General features: G+C 59.0%; 19 protein-coding genes and 1 pseudogene. 3 read left to right on the forward strand and 17 right to left on the reverse strand.

The genetic code is table 11. The features are described 5' to 3' along the window. Positions 1-16: 16 nt before the first annotated feature. The 8 genes from CI15_RS20620 to CI15_RS20655 form a co-directional block, all read right to left on the reverse strand. Entirely contained in the window at positions 17-1,015 is a 999-nt protein-coding gene (locus CI15_RS20620; protein ID WP_062130343.1) for a LysR family transcriptional regulator, read from the reverse strand. Then, entirely contained in the window at positions 1,012-2,046 is a 1,035-nt protein-coding gene (locus CI15_RS20625) for a CobW family GTP-binding protein (protein WP_062130345.1), read from the reverse strand. Before CI15_RS20625 ends, CI15_RS20620 begins: the two co-directional genes overlap by 4 nt. A 218-nt stretch (positions 2,047-2,264) precedes the next feature. Then, positions 2,265-3,113, reverse strand: coding sequence for a class III extradiol dioxygenase family protein (locus CI15_RS20630; RefSeq protein ID WP_062130347.1), 849 nt, complete (start codon positions 3,111-3,113; stop codon positions 2,265-2,267). Positions 3,114-3,116: 3 nt separating this feature from the next. Next, the gene (locus CI15_RS20635; protein ID WP_063910558.1) at positions 3,117-3,476 is read right to left on the reverse strand and encodes a hypothetical protein; all 360 of its coding nucleotides are present in this window, start codon (positions 3,474-3,476) and stop codon (positions 3,117-3,119) included. 64 nt (positions 3,477-3,540) lie between these two features. Next, a complete protein-coding gene (locus CI15_RS20640; protein WP_062130351.1) occupies positions 3,541-4,542 on the reverse strand; it encodes a substrate-binding domain-containing protein in 1,002 nt (333 codons plus the stop codon). Between the two features lie 18 nt (positions 4,543-4,560). Next, on the reverse strand, positions 4,561-5,091 hold the full coding sequence (locus tag CI15_RS20645) for a hypothetical protein (protein ID WP_062130353.1): 531 nt from the start codon (positions 5,089-5,091) through the stop codon (positions 4,561-4,563). After that, entirely contained in the window at positions 5,088-6,197 is a 1,110-nt protein-coding gene (locus CI15_RS20650; RefSeq protein WP_062130355.1) for a zinc-dependent alcohol dehydrogenase, read from the reverse strand. Before CI15_RS20650 ends, CI15_RS20645 begins: the two co-directional genes overlap by 4 nt. 5 nt (positions 6,198-6,202) lie before the next feature. Next, positions 6,203-7,489, reverse strand: a complete 1,287-nt coding sequence (locus tag CI15_RS20655; RefSeq protein WP_062130357.1) for an aromatic ring-hydroxylating dioxygenase subunit alpha — start codon at positions 7,487-7,489, stop codon at positions 6,203-6,205. A 448-nt stretch (positions 7,490-7,937) separates the two neighbouring features. Between CI15_RS20655 and CI15_RS36610 the strand changes: the two are divergent. Next, positions 7,938-8,240, forward strand: a pseudogene (locus CI15_RS36610) (transposase domain-containing protein); the annotation flags it as partial. Positions 8,241-8,316: 76 nt separating this feature from the next. Here CI15_RS36610 and CI15_RS20660 read toward each other — a convergent pair. The 7 genes from CI15_RS20660 to CI15_RS36615 form a co-directional block, all read right to left on the reverse strand. Then, entirely contained in the window at positions 8,317-9,708 is a 1,392-nt protein-coding gene (locus CI15_RS20660; RefSeq protein ID WP_062130359.1) for an MFS transporter, read from the reverse strand. Between the two features lie 160 nt (positions 9,709-9,868). Further along, complete coding sequence (locus CI15_RS20665; protein ID WP_062130361.1) at positions 9,869-11,266, reverse strand: MFS transporter; 1,398 nt, start codon at positions 11,264-11,266, stop codon at positions 9,869-9,871. A 325-nt stretch (positions 11,267-11,591) separates the two neighbouring features. Then, positions 11,592-12,062 (reverse strand): bacteriohemerythrin, encoded by a 471-nt coding sequence (locus tag CI15_RS20670; protein ID WP_062130363.1) that lies wholly within the window; start codon positions 12,060-12,062, stop codon positions 11,592-11,594. Between the two features lie 82 nt (positions 12,063-12,144). Next, positions 12,145-13,191, reverse strand: a complete 1,047-nt coding sequence (locus CI15_RS20675) for a 2Fe-2S iron-sulfur cluster-binding protein (protein ID WP_062130365.1) — start codon at positions 13,189-13,191, stop codon at positions 12,145-12,147. Between the two features lie 780 nt (positions 13,192-13,971). After that, positions 13,972-14,772, reverse strand: a complete 801-nt coding sequence (locus CI15_RS20685; RefSeq protein WP_241495878.1) for an IclR family transcriptional regulator — start codon at positions 14,770-14,772, stop codon at positions 13,972-13,974. An 812-nt stretch (positions 14,773-15,584) separates the two neighbouring features. Beyond that, a complete protein-coding gene (locus tag CI15_RS20690; protein WP_062130372.1) occupies positions 15,585-15,911 on the reverse strand; it encodes a non-heme iron oxygenase ferredoxin subunit in 327 nt (108 codons plus the stop codon). Between the two features lie 788 nt (positions 15,912-16,699). After that, on the reverse strand, positions 16,700-17,257 hold the full coding sequence (locus tag CI15_RS36615; protein ID WP_153041158.1) for a hypothetical protein: 558 nt from the start codon (positions 17,255-17,257) through the stop codon (positions 16,700-16,702). A gap of 124 nt (positions 17,258-17,381) precedes the next feature. On the opposite strand from CI15_RS36615, the gene CI15_RS20700 reads away from it, so the two are divergent. Continuing rightward, positions 17,382-18,452 carry a porin gene (locus CI15_RS20700; RefSeq protein WP_063910553.1) on the forward strand — a complete coding sequence of 357 codons (1,071 nt, stop codon included), beginning with the start codon at positions 17,382-17,384 and terminating at the stop codon, positions 18,450-18,452. Positions 18,453-18,544: 92 nt separating this feature from the next. Next, on the forward strand, positions 18,545-18,937 hold the full coding sequence (locus CI15_RS35575; RefSeq protein ID WP_241495882.1) for a spore coat protein U domain-containing protein: 393 nt from the start codon (positions 18,545-18,547) through the stop codon (positions 18,935-18,937). On the opposite strand, the gene CI15_RS20705 is transcribed toward CI15_RS35575, so the two are convergent. Together CI15_RS20705 and CI15_RS20710 are read right to left on the reverse strand one after the other, a co-directional pair. Further along, complete coding sequence (locus tag CI15_RS20705; RefSeq protein ID WP_062130378.1) at positions 18,892-19,434, reverse strand: NADH-quinone oxidoreductase subunit B family protein; 543 nt, start codon at positions 19,432-19,434, stop codon at positions 18,892-18,894. The genes CI15_RS35575 and CI15_RS20705 overlap by 46 nt on opposite strands. Then, the gene (locus CI15_RS20710; protein WP_062130380.1) at positions 19,434-20,969 is read right to left on the reverse strand and encodes a hydrogenase large subunit; all 1,536 of its coding nucleotides are present in this window, start codon (positions 20,967-20,969) and stop codon (positions 19,434-19,436) included. Before CI15_RS20710 ends, CI15_RS20705 begins: the two co-directional genes overlap by 1 nt. Position 20,970: the final 1 nt, after the last annotated feature.

The following is a 20,970-nucleotide window of genomic DNA, read 5'->3' on the forward strand; positions in this document are numbered from 1 at the left end:
GTTTTCTCGCTACACGTTAACCTGAGCTATTCATGGGTCCGATACTCCGTTCGACTATTTCAGCCACATAGCCGTGGAGCTGACCCACGAAGGTTTGGCAAGTTGGCGTTAGCTCACGCCCGGTAACGGTGATAAGGCCTGCCGGCCGTTCGGGTGAGCCGATATGAACCGGCACGATACCGAGCGTGCCTCGCGCCAGGTCGCCCGCCATCATGAGCCGTGGCGTGATGGCGATAAGTTCGGTTGCGTGAAGAATCTCACGGATGAAACCATGCGAACTCGAATGCGTCGCCCGCTCGGAGCGAAGCCGCAGTTTCGACACGAGATCGCTGATTTCTTGTCCCATGCGCTGACCAAGCGATGGCAAAATCAGTTCGTACCGCTTCAAATCGTCGATCGTGACCAAGGGGAGCGAAAAAAGCGGATGATCGCTTCGCGCGCAAATCGACAGCGGTTCGTGCCATAAGGTCTCACGCGTAAAATCATCCGGCATCACAGGCTGGTAAAGCCTGCCGACGACGATCTCGATCTCATTGGCGGCGAGCAGCGGCAGCAACTGCTCTGTACTGCCCTGATGCAATCGAATCTTGATGTTTGGATTAGACAGCTTCAGCCGGGTCAGAGCACCTGGCAACACGCCAGAAGCAGCCACGGGCAAGGCGCCAAGCGTGATCGAGCCGAAACTTGGGTTAGCAAGCTCGTCAAGTTCCTCGTCGAGGTGGCGAATATCGGCGAGGATACGCCGGGCAGCACGGGCAAACCGCAAGCCTGCTTCAGTCGGGATCATGCCGCGCGAATGCCGATCAAACAGCCGCACCTGCAGGATGCTTTCCAGCTCCTGGATGCTCTTCGTGAGAGCGGGCTGCGTAACACACAGCACCGCGGACGCTTTGAGTAGACTCCGCTGCGCTTCCACGGCGTCGACCAGACGCAACATTTGCATGCGCAAACGCTGGTCGAGAAAGCGTCGGCTCGTCGCGACGACTGGCTGCGCAGCGGGCAAAGGGTCGCTCATTTGGCCTCTCCTTCGGCTCCGACTTGTGCGGTGCCGGGATTCACCGTGCAGCAAGCCACCAACGCCGCAATCGTCGCCGCGGCCACGCTTCGCGTGATGATGGTGAGGCCTGGACGGAGCGGTGTTTTGGACGCGGTAGGGAATAGAGCCGATACCTCGACCCCTCCCCGCCCTGGGTCGAGCTGGATGCCGTACAAGCCGTCACGCGCCATGACGATGCCTTTGAGACGCAGAAGTGCCGGCCCAAAACGGTGCCCAGCCTGAATTAGCACAGGCGCGATCCGTTCGATGTCGACGATGTCGGGCAAGCCGAGAAACGCGCTGTCGATCGTCGCGGCGTGGTCATGTACGTGATGGTCGTGGTCATGTGCCTCATGCCCACGATGCCTCTGTGGTGATGCTTCCAATGGAACAGCCAAAAGCTCCAGCACCACTTCGATCGGCAGCGAGGCCTTGGCCGACTTCAAGATGGGGACATTCGGCGACAATCTCCGGATCACCGCTTCCGTATCCGCAATCTCTTTGGCAGTCGAGAGATCGGTTTTCGTGACAACCATCAAGGATGCTTGCTCGATCTGGTGGCGGCACTCCTCATGTGTCGCCACCAGCGCCGGCCCGTGGCGCGCGTCGAGCATCGTCACCGTTCCGGCGATGCGATAGCGCTCCGACAGCAACGGATCTCGAGCCAACATGTCCAGGATCGGTCCTGGATCAGCGACCCCGGTCGTCTCGATCAGCACCCAGGACAGCGGTGGAATATCGCGGTTCAATTGCTGCCAGAAGATGCGCTCGAGCGTCGCCGCCAGGTCTTCGCCTGCGGTGCAGCAGGCACAGCCGTTTTCAAGCAACACCGTTTGCTCGCTTGAGCTCTGGAGTAATCGATCGTCGATGCCGACTTCGCCAAATTCATTGACGATTGCCTGGGCCCCCGAGAGGGCCGGCGAACGTAACCATTGGGCCAGCAACGTGGTCTTGCCGCTTCCGAGGAAACCGGTGATCAAAAGGATTGGCGTGATTCGACGCTCGGCCATTGTTAGAGCTCTCCCAATTGGGGACACCAGCTTCGAGAGTGGGCGAACAACGGGACACGCTCGGGCCCCTGAGGTAGGACGTCCTTCGCCATCGTCGTCAGGCAGTCAAAGCCGGGAAATGCGCGATGCAAATAGTCGGCATAGCGGCCAGATCTCGCTTTTGTCGCTCCCACACCGACGCATCGCTCAGAAGGACGGGCAAGAGATAAGGCGTGCGATCAGACATGCGCAATTTCCTCATAGATGACCTGGGCAAAGCCCGTATGGAGCGGTCCGTGATAGTTGCGATGGACGCAGCGAACCAGGGGCGACAGCGCTCCGCGCATCGCCAGCCACATGATGACCTCGGAACCTTCAGCTCCGCCTCGGTCGATGAAGTCCTGCAGCCTGAGCGAGGCCAGTTTCTCCGGATCGGATTCCAGCAGATCGAGGAATTCCATATCCCATTCGTAGTTCTTGTAGCCGAAGCGCTCGCCATGAAGCTGGTGCGAGAGCCCTCCAGTGCCGAGCACAACCACGTCAAAATCACCCGGATAGCTCTCGACCGCGCGGCGCAGTGCCTGTCCCAGGCGCCACAGCCGGCGCGGCGATGGCACGGGGAACTGCAGCACGTTGACCGCGATCGGCAGGATCGGACACGGCCAGGGCTGCGACCGGTCGGGCCAGAGCGCCGAAGCTGGCGTCAACGCACCGTGATCGAGCGGCATGTCGTGGCAGAGCGTGATGTCGAATTCGTCGTCGACCAGGCTATGGGCGACATGCCACGCAAATTCGCTATTGCCTGGGATTGGCGCCAGCGGCCGAGGGCCAAAACCTTCATCCGCGATTCGATGCTCTGCCGCGATCGAGAGCGCGAATGTCGGATAGGTGTCGAAGAAAAAGCTCGTGACGTGGTCGTTGTAGATCAGGATAGCTGCGTCCGGCTTGCGATCTGATAGCCACGCCTGCATCGGCTTATAGCCGTCCATCAGCTTCTTCCAATCGGGAGAATCCCAATCGCCCTTGTCGATCAACGCACCGATCGACGGCGCGTGAGGCGAGCCTAGCCCGCCGATAATGCGTCCCATACGTCAGGTCCCCTTCGTCACCTGGCGCGAGGCCAGATATTGCTCCAAGGTCTCGCCGCGCATTTGCGCGCCGGTCTCGGTCAGATTTTGGCCGCAGAGCTGTGACAAGCGCAGCAGCACGAAAACATTTCCACCACGCCGAACCAACCCAAGCCAGTCACGCTGGCGCACCAGCTCCCGATCTGTCTCGTCCAGTTCATACCTCGCCATCGCCGCTTCGGGATCTGTCTTGAAGGCCTCACGGTTCTCGGGAAAGCGAAAGTCGTAGCAGAAGCGATTAAAGCGCAGCGCCTGCTGAGCACGCCGGCCACAATTGGCGTAGGTTCCCATCGGCATAGCCTCGAGATCGATTTGCCTGTTCATCACGTATTCCCTCCCCACTACTCCCTGATACAGGACGGTGATATCAGCCACCTGATTGAATTCGTCAGATATCCAACGTGCTCGGCGCGAAAACCGAGTCGATATCGACACGCGACAAAGTCAGCCCTTGCTCGTGGAGGTACTGCGCAATTGCCTCCAGAACCGGACGCGCGGCCTTGACGCCATAAGGCATGGGATCAGGCGGCTGACGCAGGTTGTCCGCGGCATTTACATTGCCGGCCTCGATCCACGGCTGCATCGCACCCCACGTCTGGCGGAACACGAGGTCCTTCGCCTTCTGGAAGGCCGTCTGCAGATTGAGCGCAATCCAGGGGTGACGCTCCAGCAACTCGCGCCGCATCACCAAGGTGTGATTGATCGGATAGATGCCGGTCTCCCGAAGATACCGGCGCCTCTCGGCCACGACATCGCGGAACAGCGGCCGAATGACCTTCACCGATGCGAGGTCCATGCGGCTGCGATCGATCAGGTTCGGTTCATTCAGATAAAGCACCGTCGCATCCAGTTCGCCGGATGCCAACATCGAGCCGATGTTCTTTTCCGGCGGGATGCGCTCGAGCTTGATTCCGGCCGGCGGTTGGAAGCCAGTCGCACCGCCGTGGCTCATATCGGGCATCCGTTCCATGTGCCATTCGACATCGCGCGGATCGAGACCGAACGCATGTTGGAAGATGCCCCGCGACCAGACGGCCGACGTCTGCTGGTATTCGGGCACGCCGACGCGCTTGCCCTTGAGATCGGCCGGCCCTTCGATGCCGCGGTCATCGCGGACAAAGGCAAGCGTGTGGAAGAAGCGACGCATGGTGAAAACCGGAATCGCAACCCAGCGGAAGTCGCCCCGCGATGCCGCAATGAACAACGATGCCAACGACATCTCCGAGACGTCGAATTCGGCAAACTTGAGTTGGCGCCAGAACATCTCCGAAGGGTGCAGCACGGTGCTCAGCAACCGGATCCCGTCGACATCGACCAGGCCGTCGATGATCGGACGCGTTCGTTCGTTATCCGAAATGGCAAGGCTGAGATCGAACTTACTGGATGTCATGGGAAAAGCCTTGAATGGTTAAACGCCGAACGATGTCAGCAAGGTGTCGAGATAACTGGACTCGTTTGTTACGACGAGCATATGCATGTGCGGCCGAAGCTGGGTGAAGTTGTCGCGCAGCTCGTCACCGTGCCCCTGCTCCGACAGGATCACCGCCATCATCGAGCGGCGCATCGGCCGGCCTGCGTCCACGATGGCTTGGGCGACGCCGCTATCGACATCATGTGCCGATGCCACCAGAATCACGGCGTCGACGGTCCTGATAAGGTCCTCGGGAGTGATCGGCGCGCCATCAAAATGCGTGAGATGGAGCTCGGGTTGGATGGTCGGCTTTCCCGCCGACAACCCTCGTTCCCGCGCCACGAACAATTTCACCCAAGGCCCCGAACGATCAGCAATCTCCTCGATCGCGCGGCCGCTTAGATGACCGAGAGCGACGACGCCGATGCGGCGTTTCGACGAATTGGGTTCTTGCACGCGAAAGCGCGATTCGTAGGCACTCGTCACGCGTGCGCATTCGCTGAGGCTGTAATCGGAAGAGACGCTCATGCCCACGGGTCCACGCAGCAATGGATGACCGGCTCGGGGCCGAGGGAAGCCTGAGCGCGAATCGCAGCGTCCGTGGCCTCGAGGGGAAAAATTTTCGTGCTCATCTCGCGAACGTTGTGTTCGTTGCGCTGGATCATGCCCAACGCCAGTTCCACCGACTGGTAGCTGTGGCCCCGCATGCCGCGCACGGTCAGGAATTTGTTGACGATCTGGTTGAGGTTGAAAGATTCCATCGGCTTCGACAGATGGCCGCCCAACACGACACGTCCGGTTTTCCGCACGATCTGGAATGCCGAATTCACCGCCGCCTCCGCACCCGTGCACTCGAGGACCAAATCGGCCATACGGCCGTTCGTTATCTCGGCGAGGGTTTCGAGCAGATCGTCCTTGCCAATCTCGATCGTATGATCGGCCCCCAGCATGCGGGCGAACCTGAGGCGCTCACGATCGTTGTCGTTGGACAAGCCTGTCACGATGATCATGGCCACCCCTGCGGCCCTGGCCGCTATCACGCACGCCAGTCCCTGCTGACCAGGCCCCTGCACGACGACGATATCGCCTGGCCCAGCGTTGCCCTGGAGGCGGGTCCACTCGATACCGTTAGCGACGGGGAGCGCCAGGGCCGCGTAGCGCCCTTCCAGATCATCCGGCACCCGATGAAAGACGGTGTTCGGATGAAGGTACTGATATTGAGCGAAGCCGCCCCAAAGGCCCGGCGCACGATTGAGCTCGGTGGCGCCGTAGCGCAGGCCGCCCGAGCGCCATTCCGTCATCTTGCAATGACGGAATTCACCCGCGCGGCAGAATTCGCAGTGGCCACAGGGGATGTACTCCTCCAGCACCAAACGGTCCCCTTCCTTGACGCCCCAGGCCGCCAGCGCATCGCGCCCCGCCTCAGCGATACGGCCAACGGTCTCATGCCCGATCACCAATGGGCCGCGAGCGCGGACATACTGGTCGTAGAAGCCCCAATCGCTGCCACAGACGCCGGTCACCTCGACTTCGAGCAACCCTGAGACCGAGTTGAGCGTCGGCCTTGGCAATTCGCGCAATGCCGTGACGCCCGGTGCCACCGCTACGGCGGCAAGAACAGTTGGATCGCCCATACCAATCAAACCGTAATCAGAGGTGCGCCCAGTTCATGGGGCATGGTGTCCATGACCTTCTCGGCGAAGGACTCGTCGCGCTTCAGGAAGAAGGTCGCCTGGCGCACACGATGGTGAGCCGGATCAACACCGGGCGGCGTCACACCCTTCTCGGCCAGCGCCTTGGCGGCCTTCATGAGGCGGTGACGCGCCATGATGATGCCGTTGTCGGTGCCGGCGAGGTTCTCCTTCGTCCGATCGCAGATCGGCCCCATGCTTTCCTGCAAAGCAGCATCCTGGAAGCCCACGCCCCAGATGCCGCTCATGGTCCGATTGGAACGCTGAGCCTCACGGTCGATGCGGTAGTTGTTGCTCTTGTTCGAAGCCGGGATGTAGGTGCCAGGGACGTAGGTCACGTGGATGCCATTGCCGTCCTTCATCAGTTGGCGCTCGCGGTCGGTGAGGTCACGCTGAGGATGGAAGTCGTAACTCCACGCCCAGCACTGATGGTCGTCGATCGGGATCCAGAAGTGGCCATGGATCGGATGGTCGCCGCGCGGCGGTACGCCAGTGAAGCAAGGCATGACCCAAGGCGTGACACGCCAATAGTATCGATCGTCCTCCGCGTTACGACGCACGCCGATATAGAGACCGCCGGGGGATTCCGCGACCTCGAAGACAGGCTGCAGATCGCTGGTGTTGTACTTGTTGCCCGGAGCACCCGACACCAACGGATCCTCGTTGATATCGGCGCGATGCAACCAGGCAACGTGAGCGGAATCGATGCCGCCCTCCATCGCCTGCAACCAGTTGCACTCCTGAAAGCGCTTGGAAATGAAGCTTTGGCTGAGCGGCACGCTCGCGAATTCATACTCCGGTAGCGGCGGCTGCCTGGCCGGGTCGCCCATATAGGTCCAGAGGACGCCACCCTTCTCGATCAAGGGATAAGAATTGAGCTTGATGCGTTGGGAAAAGCCATTTTCCGCAGGCTCCGACGGCACGTCGACACACTGACCGGACACATCGTATTTCCAGCCATGATAGGGGCACCGGATACCGCCTTCCTCGGTGCGCCCGAACCAGAGCGAAACACCTCGATGGGCGCAGAATTCGTCGATCAAACCAAGCTTGCCTTCGCTATCCCGAAAGGCCAGCAAACGCTCCGACAACAGCTTGACCCTCACGGGCGGACAGTCGGCCTCCGGCAGTTCCTCGGCCATCAGCGCCGGGATCCAATAGCTACGAAACAGATTGCCCATCGGCGTACCGGGGCCGGTCTGCGTCACAAAATCGTTTTGTTCCTTCCTGAGCATTTCTTCTCCTGAGCATGAAAAGAGTGCGTGCCGCCAACGACACACGCCGACGGCTTAGAGCATCCCACTTTCGAATTTCTGATTTCTTGAGTTCCTTTATTTGGAACGCCGTTCTCTATAAAGAAGATTGTCTTCCTACGGCATAGACAAGTCAAGGATGGAATCGACAATGCGGCGAGAAGCGACCCGAAAGCGGCATTAACACGAGGGGGAAGCGCTGGGGCATGTCGAAAGCAACTGCAGATCGCGTGGTCCAGGCGCTGACATCCGAAGGCCTTCTCGGACAGAACGAAGAGACGCAAAAGTACTGTCGTGGAATCGCGCTGTTTGGCCTTGGAACCTTGGTGCGTGCAGGTCTCAACGTCTCTGCTGACGGCCGGCAATCGGTGGTTAATCTGTGTGAGCCGGCGGATGAGGCCGTGAGTCGCGAGGTGACAATCGCTGATCGGCGCTCGTCTTTGACTGCGACGACAGGTGCGCTGAGATCGATAACCAAGTCGCCGAGCGTGTGCTGCGCGGAGTCGCCATCGGCCGCCGGAATTATCTGGTTGCGGGCGCAGACTCCGGCGGTGCAAGGGTCGCTGCCATGGATGGCCTGATCGGTTCGGGCCGTCTGAATGGGCTCGATCCCGAGCCTACCTGTATCACGTACTCGACCGCATTGCCGATCATGCGGTCAATCGAATCGACGTTACTACCGTGGAACGTTGCACCGGCGTTACCGGCTTCCGCTCGCCGCCAGTCCATTAAAAAATGCACTGCAGCCCTGTGGCGTCAACGAACGGCACTCCAAGGCGTTTCGCACAGTGTCCTCCAGACTTCCCACGTCACCAGGCGCCCTTATGCTCAGGGATCCGTCCCACCAGCGCCAAGGCCGCCACAAAGATGAGTGCCGAAAGCACATAGAGCAGCGCCTGCGTATGACTGGGGTTGGAAACACGAGTCAGGATGGCCGTGACCACGGAAACCGTCGTGATCTGCCCAACTTGCAGCGACATCGTCCGGATCGACGCGAGGGTAGACGAGCTTTGAGGTGCAAGCTGCAGGCCGGCATTTCGGGTAGCTGGATTCAACCCGCCGCCGCCGGCGCCGATGAGAAACGCCGCCCCGGCCAGCCACGTGTAGGCAGAGAATCCGCCCATCGGGTGCGCCGCCAGCAACGCCACGCCGATGCCCATGACCGTCCCGCCCACATACACGGGCAACCGGTGCCCAGTTCGCCGCAGAGCCAGCGCGGCAATCAGGGAAAGCGCAATGGTCGCCACGCCTTGCGCAACCAGCAAGGTGCCGGAAGCCAAGGCGCCAATGCCGTAACGACTCGATGCATACAGCGGAAGCAGTGCCACGATGCCCGCACGCATGCCGCCATAAATGACATTCACCCCATTGACGACACCGAAGTTCGGCCCATGAATCAGCATCGGATCGATGAAAGGCGACGCCGTGCGATGGATATGGCGAGCGAAGAGCCACAGTGCCACGGCGGCAACCACCACGCAGGCCACAAACGAAACTGACCATGGGGAGATACCGGATTCACCCAGGATGCTCACTGCCAGCATGGCAGCGAACAGGCCAACGCCCAGTAGCGCCATGCCTGGGCAGTCCAGTCCTGGCCGGCTCGTATCGGGGCGACGCACGATCGGATCGGCGGGAATGAAACGGCGCGCAAGCAAGATCGAAGCGAGCCCGATCGGGACATTCACAAAGAAAATGCCGCGCCAGCTCCAGTAAGTCACGAATAGGCCGCCAAAAATCGGGCCGATCAGCGCACCGATGGGAAAGATGCTACCAAAGAGGCTCACGGCGCGATCACGGACGTCGCCGAAGTAATCAATGATCAGCCCCGTCGCCGAGGGCGTGAACCCCGCTCCCCCTGCTGCCTGCAGCGCACGCAGGAAAACCAGCACGTAGATGTTGTTGGCCAATCCGCACAGCAGCGACGCAATGGTGAACGCTGAAACGGACCAGAGAAAAACCCGGCGCCGGCCATACTGTTCACTCAGCTTACCCGTGACAGGCAGCATGAGCACAAAGCCGAACGAATAGGCGGTCATGGTCCAGGCCGCCCAATTGATCGACGCGTTCAGATCATGCTGGAGGGCATGCAAGGCGGTCGCCACGATGGTGGAATCGATCGCCATCATCATGAGCGCCATCGCGACAATGCAAAAAAACAGTACGCGCCGTATGGGCTGCGGCGCTTCCTTTAAGTTCATTGAGAAGTTTCCAGCGAGAACGGTGTCTATACGCAGTCGAGCGGCGATGATCGAATACTCATCCGTTGCCAATACAATTGCAGAGTCGTCATCTCCTCCTGCTCGTCCACCGTTCCCCAAGGATGGATCTCAAACAACACCGCGTGATGCGTAGCCCGGTTCAGTTCGAGCAGCTTATCGCGGAGGTCATCTCGACATTACCGCCCGATAAGTGGCCGCTTGCGGCCATCGTCGAATAAGCACGCCCCAGCATGATGCTGCCGATTAGACCGATCACGAACGGGAAAGCGGCGACGCCAAAGATAACGTGGATTGGGATATCGAGTCCCACGATCAAACCGCCTACCACCGGACCAACGATGGCACCGACACGTCCCACAGCAAACGCCCAACCCATGGCATACGTGCGGCAATAAGTGGGGTAGACGATCGACGCGATCGCATTGATACCAAACTGGATGCCGAGTGCACAGAAGCCGGCAAGGAACATCCCCGCGAATAGCAACGGCTTCGATCCCGTCAAGAGACCAACACTACCAATGATCGGGACCGCCGCCAGGAACAGTACCGCAATTGCGCCAACGCCTCGCCGGTCGATCAGCCGGCTCAGGCTGAGACCTCCCACTGTGCCGCCGATCTGGAAGATCGAGGTTGCGAGAGCCGCCACCGATGGCGCGACATGTGCCTGTTCGAACAGAATCGGCGTCCAGTTCATGAGGAAATAGTAGCCCATCAGCCCCCCCGCCATACAGATCCACAACGACAATGTCGCGAGGACGAGACCCTTGGAAAAAAGGAATGCGGGCGAGATGATCCGCTTGGCCGGTCCGTCTGCCGCTTCATCGACGAGATAGAACGTCGTGCCTGGGTGAAATCTAGTTTTAGCAAAACGGGAAACCAGGGCAGCGATACGGCGCTGACCACTCCGGTGCGCCGCCAGGAACTTGATCGACTCCGGCATGAACAATGCTACGAGCAGCGCCATGACCAGCGGTCCAGCGCCCCCGATGAAAAACAGCACCTGCCAACCATAGGCGGCAACCAGCCCCGCTGCGATTGCGCCAACCACGGCACCACCAAACGTGATACCCGTGTACATGCAGATAACCATTGTCGCCCTGAACCGCTTGGGAGCATATTCGGCAACCAACGAGATCATATTGGGCGCAAGACCGCCCATCCCGAGGCCTGTCACGAACCGAAGGACGACGAGCTGCCACAGCTCCGTCGACATCGAACAGGCCATGCTTGCGACACCCATGATCAAGCAGGCTGCGGCAACTGCAATCTTTCGTCCAGCGCGGTCGCCAATCCAGCCCAGGATCGTCGCACCGAACATCATGCCGAACAGGCTCGCGCTGAAAATCGGACCTAAGACCGCCTTGTTTGCCAGATGCCAGGTTTTGATAATGCTTGGGCCGGCGAACGCCAGTGAACTCACATCGTAGCCATCGAATAGCATGACGAAAAAACCAAATACCGTGAGACCGATATTGAATTTCGTTAGACCTGTCTCGTCGATGAGCGCACTGATCTCGACGCGATCGTTATTAAACATTTGCTCCTCCTGGGCACAGAATTCTTATCACTTCTGCACCAATATTTAGATCCAAGGGGTCGGCTCCCCTTGCGCCAATTCATTGGCAAGCTAGAGTACGCCGCTCAAGGACTCATGTCTTATGGTCTTTTTCCCGCCTGTCATTACCCACGGTTATAGGAACCGTCGCTGCGTTGCTCAATAGAACTCAGCGCGCGTCTTGTCAGGCCGGTACATCCTCGCGCGCGGCGAAACACCCTTCCGTCATACTTATCTACGCTTCGACTCTCTATCTGGCCGTGACATTGGGTCGATACCACTCAAACCTGGCCCCGGAATCAGAACCTCAGACCGTGCGCCGAAACACAATGGGCTTCCCACCCATTGCCTGCTTTGTCATCCATGCCGCCAGTGCCGAGTCGAGGTAATCCGCGTGCCCTGGAAACCAACTGAACAGATGCAACCCGATATCGCGCACCTCGTCGCTCCCTGCCTGCCCCTGCTCGACTGCTGCCTTTACAGCGCGAACGGACTTCAGTACGGCGGCGTGCTCATCGATATGGCAGTCACGCGGCGGGAAGTTCGTCGTGCGCATCCACTCATCCTCCTCCTCGAAATGGCTGACAGCGTGCTTCTCGAACTCCTCAATTGCGGCCATAGCACTCAATTCGGTGCAGGTCACCAGCCCCAGCGCGACTTTGTAGAATTCCTCGTGAACGTCGTCCATCGGAGTGAAGCCGAGCAGCCGAGCGTCTGACCAGACCATACTGGTGTCGCTTTCCTTCACGGGAGCTTCAGCGTTTCGTACTCGGTCCATCGGATTCGTCTCCTAACTCCGGTTTTGTGTTCAAGCGGGTCGCCGGGCGGCGCCCACGCGAACGCCGCCGCCTGCGCAGGTGTCAATAGAACTGATCGAAATGCACGCGATCAAACGGCACCTGACGTGCGAGCAGCATCTGTTGCACCGCGGTACCCATCGCCGACGGTCCCGCGAAGTAGATCTCCATGTTGCGCAGGCGTTCACCCAACAACACGTCGGCCAACTCGTGAACGAACCCGATGTGATCCACGGCGATGGCCGCCACACCGCGTTGCCCGCCTTCGTACACCTCGGGCGCCGAAACCGCCGCGTAATAGCGAATCCGCTCGCCGAAGCCCGGGAGTGCCTCGACCATGTCCTTGCCGCACAGGTCCTTGTCGCTGCGGCCGCCATAGAGGAAATGCAGATTGACATCGCACAGGGCAGGATCGGCGGCCATGCCGCGCGCAATCGAGATCATCGGCGCAAGACCGGAACCGCCGGCGAGACAAACGATGTCGCGCTTTACTTCGCGACGCAGCCACGCATGGCCGTAAGGACCGTCGATCTCAACGCGCTCGCCGAGTTGCATAGCGTCGAACAGCGCACTGCTGCCCTTGCCGCCAGGCACACGGCGCACCTGAAAGTGCAGCGACGGCGAGGCGGGATCGGCAATATTGCTCATCGAGTATGCACGAACCCCCGTTACTCCAGGCAGCGTCAGCAACGCGTACTGGCCGGGCTCGAATGGCATCGGAGCGTCGATCGCAAAACGAAATTCGCAGATGTCGTGCGTGATATCACGGCGTTCCGCCAAGGTCGCCGACACATGCCGCGGCGAGTGGACCGGCGTGTACTGCACCGACGTCCTGACCTTGATCGTGGAGTCACGAAGAGGCACCGACTGGCAGCCCAGAAAGCGGGCGCGATCGCGATCTTTGTCCGTCCAGCCGGGCGCCTCGGGCCAGTTCTGGCCGAGCTCGCCTTCAATCAACTGAAACTTGCAGTTGCCGCACGAACCGACGTTGCATTCATACGGAAACGCAATACCGGCCCGCAATGCGGAGCGCAGGACGGTATCGTCGGAGTGACAGGAGAACTGGACGTCGGTTCCTTCCAAGGTCAGGTTGTGTGTCAGGGCGCACATCGATTCGCTTTCCTCTTCCGCGTATACAAGTCAGGGTTCAGTGACGCCGGCAACGGAATTTCTGGTCGTGTCGCGCACTGGATTCAGTCCGATGGACTATAGCCCAATTTTACGAAAAGGAACATCGTTCTATATATCGGAACATCATTGTTCCAGTCTGATTTGTCTGGAACGGATGTCCTGTGCATGCAGGAAGAAGCAGTGCTTGCTCAGATCGATTCCGATCAACGCGACGGTGCCCGTGATGACTGCCCCCAAAAGGAGACGGCCCGATCTGCGTAAGCCGATCGGGCCGTTTCGGTCAGGCTAACCATCTCGTTGGCGCCGGAATAATCCTCGACCGGTCTCGATGACCGATTAAACGCTGAGGCTTTCGAGTCTCGCGGGACGAAAGAGGTCTTTCGCTTCCAGCCAGCGTCCCGACAGTCCTTCTGCGTGTTGCTGCGCCACGAACCGGTTTAACGCGTGCTCGTTCGAAGCTAAGCCGTACGAGCACGAATCGTCGCCCATCAATTCGCGATCGCTTTCGATTTGTCGAAGGCTTTCATCACCGACATCGGTAATCACGGATGCCGTGCAACAAGCGTGCGGCGGATGCCGGCTGTGCGCATGATCGGGAACAGCTTCGTCTTGCGATACCAGTTGGCGGCTTCGGTGGGTGGATCGCCGAACAGGTATTTCAGGTTCGGCGAACCGCGATCGAGGCACGACAGTGCATGCAGACCTCACACCTACTGCAATAGGGAGTTGCTAATCAATAAACTGTCTTAGTCGACCGACTTAAGGGTGATAGCCAATAGTTGCGGAAATACCGTTGGCGGCGGCAATCAAGTGTGGCACCGCCGCACGCAGCGCCTTCCGCGTGAGACGCTGTGCAGGTCCGCCGAAACCGATCGCTGCAACGACATTGCCGGTAATGTCACGCACGGGCGCAGCAATGCCACGCATACCTACCTCGGATTCTTCGTCGTCGATCGCATAACCGTCGCGTCGCACTTCTTCAAGCGCTTTCAGAAACAGCTGCGTATCGGTGTTTGTCTTCGGTGTGCGCGCAACGAGCCCTTGCTTGATCACACGGGAAACGACATCCGGCGTGCAGGACGCGAGCAGTACATGCCCTTCCGCGGTACAGCTGGCCGGCTTTCGCACACCGATATACGAGCGCATCCGGATTGCCTGTTCGCTTTCGAGGTTGAACATGTAAACGACGTTCGTATCATCCAGAATCGCAAGATGCACGCTTTCGTCGGTTTGTTGGCGCAATCCCTGCAGGAACGGCGCCGCCTGTTTCGTAACGTCGAAACGTCGGCGCACGAGTCCGCCAAGCGTGAACAATTGGAGGCCGAGCCGATAACGGCCGTTATCCGGATTCTGTTCCAGAAATCCTTCGGCGAGCAACGCAGCGCATAGACGGTGTGCGGTGCTCTTCGCCACGTTCATACGTTTTGATAATGTGCTGATGCCCAGTTCGGGCTCCTGCTCCGAGAATACCTTCAGCACTCGCAATGCCGCCGTTACCGATGACAGCCTGCGCGGCCCATCCTCTTCCGTTTCGTCGTTCTGCGTATTTTTGCCGTTCAATTTAACGATCCTCATAAAATGTAGCGCCCCTCGAGCATGGAACGCAAACCTCTATCTATCTGCACCACGGAGCGAGTTCCGGCGGTTTTCCCCGAGACACATGCGGACCAGCCCTTCAGCTTTTCCGCTTCGCTTCACTTTTGCATCATTTCAGAGGGAAACTCACGTCGGTCCATTCTAACATCCTGCAGTTCTGTATACAGGAACATTTTGAGGCGTGGCAGAGTAATGGTGGCACGACTCGGGCCGGATCGCGAAAGAAACGTAGTGCGCCCAACAGTCGTAGATCGAGGAGACCGGCAGTGAAAGGGGTCAGGATTCAAGATGCCGCGCTGGGCGGACGTTTCATGATGGACTCAGACACAGCGGTCGCGGCAGGTTCGCAGGTCGCTCGTGTGAGTATTGCGGTCGCGAGCAGCCTTGTCGTTTCCTTCATCGCTGAGAAGGAGGAGTTACTTCCGCGCCGATGGCGTCGACGCCAAATTCGTGACGTTCCGAAGCGCTTGAAATGCTATCTTCGGCGCGTCTGCATCGCAGCATCACACGGTTCTCCGAACGGTGGAGGTTCACCCTTAACTGCTCAATTCGTGCAGGGTGACAGATAGGCGAAGGATCCGAGGCGACATCAGGCAATGACAGGCGTGAAAAGCGTCCGGACTCATATCGAGGTGAGAAATTAGCTTCTGCTGATCTTCCAGTGGGGATGGCATCTCGACTTGTTCTGTCTCTTGCCGCCTAACCCGTTCAAATCTGAAAAGAGCCGAAAAGCTACGTTCGCGAGGCGCTTCCCAAAACGCCTAAGCGCGTCAATCTCATTCGCCATCCGTTTCAATCACGATCACGCCATCTTCGACGTGCGTCTTGTAAGTCTTAAGCGGAATCATGCATGGCGGCGCGACAGCCTCGCCGGTCCTAATGTTGAACGAGCCGTTGTGGAAATCGCATTCCACCGTGTCGCCATCGATATAGCCTTCTGACAACGAGCCCGGGCCATGCGTGCAAGTGTCGTTCGTGACGAAATATTCACCTTCGATGTTGAATACGGCCAGCGTAAGGCCGTTCTTTTCGACTTTGATCGCTTTACCTTCAGCTACGTCCCCGGCGTGGCAGAGGTGAGCAAATGCACAAGCGTGACTCATAGAGAATCTCCTTCGATGACATGGTGTGGATCCGATCATACATCCGTTCTGTTATCTTGACCAGTGTTCCTTATAAAGGAACACAAAAAAGTGAATCGCGGACCGGGCGAAACTGCGTGGCGCGACGTGGGAATCTCTTAGATGCACATCATGGCGAGCAAAGAACAAAGCGCTCTCGTCACGTAATCCGGGCCACGTATGCAAATGGCGAACGCTCAGAGGCTTGAGAACTCTTCAGCGATCCGCGGCATGCGGATGCAAAAAAAACAGCTGGATATCTGACGGACCGATGTCCATATCGGATCTGGTGAGAACGACGTGATCGAGCAACCAGAGGGTCAGGATCATAGCCATACCCGGTTGTGTCGTTCGGCATGGAGTGCCTCCAGATCGTCAGGTCTGCGATATATCAATCAAAAGAATCGTTCCATATAGCGCACCGCTATCGCTCATTAACTTCATACCAAAGCGCGCAATGCACGCGATCCAGCGATCAATAAAACTGTCCATCCTAGGGGTAACCCGCCCCTCTCTTACCTTGACAAAAATCAACCAGACGTGCCCAATACGCCTACTCGGCCTCTATATCGAAACGCAGTTCCGTATATAGGAACACACGAAATGAAGATGTGCAAGGAGACAGTTGATGGAACTTCAACTTGATGTCGCCAATACATTGCCTCGGTTCTGGAAGCAGTGCGGGTCAAAATGGTTGTTGGTCGGCGGCGCAATCTGCATCGTCGCGGTGCTGGAATCGATTCCATTTTGCTTCCTGCCATGGCGGAGCTTCATGTCGTCGCAGGATAGAGATACGCGATCGGTATTTCCTCTCGAAAGATATCGGATTGGGTTTGGTAGCGTGAAGACAGCCGGTCGGCTTTCTCGAATTCGGTGTAGTTCTCTTCTTGCTCTGCGAACATTTCGCACTCTGAATCTTCACTCTGTTCAAGATCCAGCACGCGATTGCGGAAAGCAGCATGCAGATCTGCAATCGGCAGCGACACCTCAAACTTATGGAAAGACGACCACGGCAGCATAAGCAATCGCGGTAGAACGATCACAAGCACATAGCAGAGTGCTTTCCGCAGGCTGTAGATGTTGAACGGCGGATAAGAAAGACCAAGCAAGGACATCAGCGCAACGCTTAGTACGTCAATTTTCAGCCTCGCAAACAGAAGCCGTGCAATCGTGAAGTGGATCGTTGTATTTAATGGCGGTCCGACCTTCACGATCGAAAAGACACGCCAACAGCGTGCATTGGCAACCGCGTTAACCAAGGCGAGACCGGAACTGACAACGATCTGTTGATCGCGGCGGTGATTCTGGTGGTTATCGTGAAGGTCCATCCGCGGCAGAAGATGCTGGTGACGTCACTGGCGGACCAGCCAAATTACATCGCTTTGGCGACGCCCGGAAAGCAGATCTAGTTGAAAGAGCAGTTGATAAATCAAAACGGAGTGGAGACTCACAATGAAGAAAGCTTGTATTGGCGTATATCTCGCGGGGGCGTTGGCCTCGACAACGGCTGCGGCGCAATCGTCCGTCACGCTGTATGGCATTGTCGACGTAGCGATGCAATACACGAACCACAATCTTGCGGCCGGCGGTAAGAGCAGCGGTTCAATCTTTTCGCTGGTATCGGGCGGTGCTCAGACGTCCCGCTGGGGCTTGCGCCTCCGCGAGGATCTTGGCAACGGCTATGCGGCCGTCGCCGTACTCGAAAATGGCTTCGACGCGACCAAGGGCACCGCCAACAATTCGGGGCGTCTGTTTGGGCGGTCGTCGTACGTAGGCATATCTTCGCCGTATGGACAACTGACTATGGGACGCCAGACAACGGGTGTGTACGACTTCGGTCTCACGTTCGACGCGGTCGGCCCCGCCCTGTATTCCGCCGTTTCCTTCGACCCCGCATTCGTGGGTCGCGCGGACAATTCTGCTAAATACACCGGCAACTTTGACGTACTGGGCGGAAAGCTGATGGTCGAACAACTCTACAGTTTCGGCTACGACAGCGTGACCGGCGCAGGTCCAGTTGCAGGTGCGTTCCGGGTCGGCAAGCAGGTGAGTTTCTTTTCCACCTACAACTACGGCATCGGGACGCTAGGGCTGTTGTTCGATCAACAGAACGGCAACACGGTCGCATTGCAGGATGTCAAGACGCAGCGCTATGGCGTAGCGGCGTCGCTCGACTTGAACTCACTGCATCTTTATGCAGCGTATCGTTTTTATGCACAGAAGCAACCGGGGCAGAATCTCTACTCATCCCTTTATTGGGTGGCCGCCAGGTATCAGGTCTCGCCGTTCCTCAACATCAGTTCTGACCTGTTTTACCAGGAGGATCGTAATACCGGTCAGGGGAATCCGCTGATGCTTTCCGTCCTCGGTAGTTATCTCCTGTCCAAGCGCACGGACGTCTATGTGCAACTGGGAACGACTTTCAACAAGGCGCACACCAATCTCGGCCTCACCGGATTCGGCACAGTCACTACGGGCGCCATTCAGACTGGCGCTATGGTAGGCCTACGGACGCACTTCTGACGCAAGCAAAGGGCTCGTAAGACGAGATGAGAGTTGTCAGGAGCAAATGAACGATTCGTAAGTGGATAAGTGGCGATGTGGATGGCGTGATAATGGGGTGCCGAAATCAAACTTTTTTGTCTCCATTATCATTCGTTCTCCTACACACGCTAACACGTACAATCTCTGGCCGCTCTCGGGTTTATTTGGTCGCCAACATCCGTGTCCAGGGCGCACCGGGCACGGCCTGGCAGATCGGCCCAGACTACGGCCAGAATTTCGACGGAACCATGCGCGGCCCGGGCGGATTCGTCCGGTATCAGCTCTATCTGGACGCAAACAACACCAAGGTTTGGGGCAGCGACGATACCAGCATGGCGGTCGCAACGACCGATACTGCCTACGACGTCGGCAACTGTCGATACGATCGTCGTCACGCCGTTTTACCAAGGAGTCTTGCTCAACGGGGACGGCACGCGCCCGTCCCCGTCACGCCGCCCTGCTGACACGCCGCCAGGATGCCCCGCAGAAGATCAACGGGCGAAGGTGGGCATCCGGGGATCATCACGTCAACCGGCAGGATGGACGAAAGGGGTCCGCATACAGCGTAACTGTCACGGAAGAGGCCGCCTGTGCATGCGCATTCTCCTGCCGCCACAACGAGCTTCGGATGTGGCGTTGCCTCGTAGGCTGCCAACAGCGCCGCCCGCATGTTGAGCGTCACGGGCCCCGTCACTAGCAGCAGATCAGCGTGCCGCGGGCTTGCGACAAATTTGATCCCGAGCCCTTCGATGTTGTAGTACGGATTGTTCAACGCATGGATCTCCAGCTCGCAACCATTGCAGGAGCCCGCGTCAATCTGCCTGATGCACAGTGCCCGTCCCATCAGGTCGAGGACGCTTTGCTGAATCCGCTGTGCCTCCCGACGCCACGCTAATTCCGCCTGCGGGACCGCTTCGTCAGGAAAAGGGGTGCTCGCGAAGCGTCGAATGAGCTGCCACATTACAGGTCGTGTCCCGCGTAGTTGAGATTGAACGATTTATTGATCAGCGGAAAATCGGGCACGATATTGCCGATGATCGCGTGCTCGAGTGCCGGCCAGTTCTGCCACGACGGATCATGGCAATGACAGCGCGCAATCGCGCCGTGTGCATCGAGCTCGAGCGCGACGAACACGTCTCCGCGCCAGCCCTCGACCCAACCCACACCACGTGCCGCCGAATCGCCGGGCGCCACGGCGATCGACAACGGGCCATTCGCCGGCGCGGCGAGCCAGGCCTGAATCAGCCGCAGCGATTCCTCGATCTCGGCAAAGCGCACGGCAACACGTGCCGCGACGTCACCGCGCGTGTCACTTGCCGGCTCGATCTGCACAGCATCGTAGGGTTGAACGCCCAATGCCGCACGTACATCGAACGACTGTCCGCTCGCGCGAGCCGCCATCCCGCGCACGCCGAAATGCGCGGCGACCTCCGCGCCCAGGTGCCCCGTTCCGGAGAACCGATCCTGCAGGCCGGATTGCTCGTCGTAGATCCGGCGCAATCCGGCCACGTCGCGAGATATCTGCCCGCACTGAGCGCCCATCGCGTCGACGTGCTCGGGCGCGATACCCACCGCCACCCCGCCCGGCACAATCCGGTCCATCAGATTGCGATGTCCGAAGACGCGCTCGTTCATGCGAATCCAGTCCTCCTTGAGCCGCGAGAACTGGGCGAGGCCAAAGGCGAAACCGGCGTCATTGCCAAGCGCACCAAGATCGCCGAGATGATTCGCGACACGCTCCCGCTCGAGCAGCAGCGCACGCATGCGCAGCGCACAGGCAGGCACCGCCACCCGCCACGCCTGTTCGAGCGCCATGCAGTACGCCCACGCGAATGCAACGGTCGAGTCGCCGGCAATCCGTCCGGCGAGACGGTGGCCTGCGAGCGCGGGCGTACGCTCGAACAGCAGCTCGACGCCACGATGGACATATCCGAGACGCTCTTCGAGGCGCAGCACCTTCTCGCCGACTACCGAGAACCGGAAATGTCCGGGTTCGATCACGCCGGCATGAATTGGCCCGACCGCGATCTCGTGCACGCCATCGCCCGCCACCTGCACGAACGGATAGTTCATCTCGCACGATTCAAACCGCTCGACTCCCGCCCCTTCCTTGAGCAACGGAAAGTAGTCGCCGGGCCAGTTGCCATGATTCAGCCACGGACGCCAGTCCGATGCGCCATGCGCCCGCAGGCCGGTCAGATCGTGAATCGCGCGCTGCATGCGGCTCGCACAAGGAAACAGCGTAGACAGATCCGGATAGCCGCCGTCCGCCACGAACTGCACCCACAGCACGCCGTCGACGCATTCGTACGCGGCACTGACGGAGCGCATCGACCCTGAGGTCGCGGCGCCCCACATCGCGATCAGCCGGCCGCCTTGCGCGTGTGCCACGCGCGCGATGTCGAGCCATGCCGACGCATCGACGTTCGCGAACGCAACCGGAATCTGTTGTGCCGTATTCGCGATACGGTCGCCTCGTACGCTATCGAGCCGCATC

It is taken from the genome of Paraburkholderia monticola, from assembly GCF_001580545.1.
GTDB classification, from domain to species: Bacteria; Pseudomonadota; Gammaproteobacteria; order Burkholderiales; family Burkholderiaceae; genus Paraburkholderia; species Paraburkholderia monticola.